The following is a 1,461-nucleotide window of genomic DNA, read 5'->3' as shown; positions in this document are numbered from 1 at the left end:
TCCTCACTGGTCGTTACCAGATGGCGGCTATCGGCGCTGAAGCTGGCGGAGGTAAGCTCTTTTTGGTGTTCAATGATGTCTTTCACTACCCACCCAGCGGTTTGCAGGCCATGGATTTTTGCTTTGCTATCACTGATAGTCACCACATAACGGCCATCGGCGCTGAAGTCGGCTGAGTGAACCTGATCATCATGAACAATGGTGGTCATTTCTCCCCATGATCCATTGTCCTGCAGGCCATAGATGATTGCTCTGTGATCTTCGCTGGTGGTTACCAGGCGGCGGCCACAGGTGCTGAGGGTGTGCGAGTGGATTACCCCGTCATGGGAAATGGTGGCATTGACTTTCCATGATCCATCATCCTCCTGACTGTAGACAGTTGCATTTCTATCTTCACTCACGATCACTAAATGACGCCTGTCGGCGCTAAAGCTGGCCGAAGAGACTATAGCATTGTGGTCAATGGTGTATTTTGCTTCCCATGATCCATGGGTCCCCTCGCCGTAGATTTTCACCTTGCCATCCCAACCGGCGGTCACTACGTAGCAGCTATCGCTACTGAAGGTGGCTGAGGAGACCCAATCATTATGAAGAATGGTGGCTTTTACTTCCCACGATCCATCGTCCTCCTGAACACAGATTTTCGCCATGCGATCTTTACTGCCGGTCACTATTTTACGACCATCAGCACTGAAGGTGGCTGATTTGACCCACTCAGTATGGGAAATGTTGGCTTTTCCTGCCCATGATCCATCGGGCTTCTGGCCAGTGATTTGCGCTGTATTGTCATAGCCGGCGGTCACCACATGTCGACTATCAGCGCTGAAACTGGCTGTGTGGATATTATGTAGATGGGTAATTCCGGTTTTTTCCACCAGCTTGAATTTTTCACATTGAGCCATTAGTTTGCTGTTGGTAAAAACTAACTGAACAGGAAAATAAACATTCCCTTGTTGTTTTATGAGTGACTCGATAGTGCTGATATCCGCAAACGACCTCAACCAGTCACGGAGTTGTTGACTATCTTTTGTCGTAACAATGGTTCTTAGTTGATATTGGTGTGGTGAAGGAAGCCGACGATACCATGCTCTTTCCAGAGCTTTATCGTTTTTTACAAGCTTGTGAAGCTGTTTGCATACCCTTGTTAAAGCGGTCACCCCTCGAAATTCCAAATAGCGAATAATTTTGGCATGTATCTCTTCGGGCAAATGGAAGAATGTTGCTTCAATTTTGTCCTTTACAGTAACCTCCCTGCCCAAACTGACACCCTTTGGTGCTTCCTCCAATCGAGCTCGCTTGGGTGCTGTTGGCGAGAGTGAAACATCAATACCGGGATGGTTGTCCTTAGGGTCCATGGTTGTTCCTTCAAAGTCAGTTTTATCTTCTTGGTAAGGGCATTTAAAATGGATTGAAAGCTTAGAACCGGTTTTAGAATGAAAGTTCAAAACATTGAGGTCATTG

General features: G+C 47.1%; 1 protein-coding gene. It reads right to left on the bottom strand.

Features of this window, described 5'->3' with window-relative positions:
- On the bottom strand, positions 1–1,355 hold a 1,355-nt coding region (locus KDK17_RS17985; protein WP_257274762.1), incomplete at its 3' end, for an F-box/WD40 repeat-containing protein.
- Positions 1,356–1,461: the final 106 nt, after the last annotated feature.

It is taken from the genome of Endozoicomonas sp. SESOKO2 (assembly GCF_024606245.1).
In the GTDB taxonomy this organism is placed as follows: Bacteria; Pseudomonadota; Gammaproteobacteria; order Pseudomonadales; family Endozoicomonadaceae; genus Endozoicomonas_A.
The sequence above is the reverse complement of the archived record's forward strand: the minus strand, read 5'-3'. Positions and strand labels throughout refer to the sequence as shown.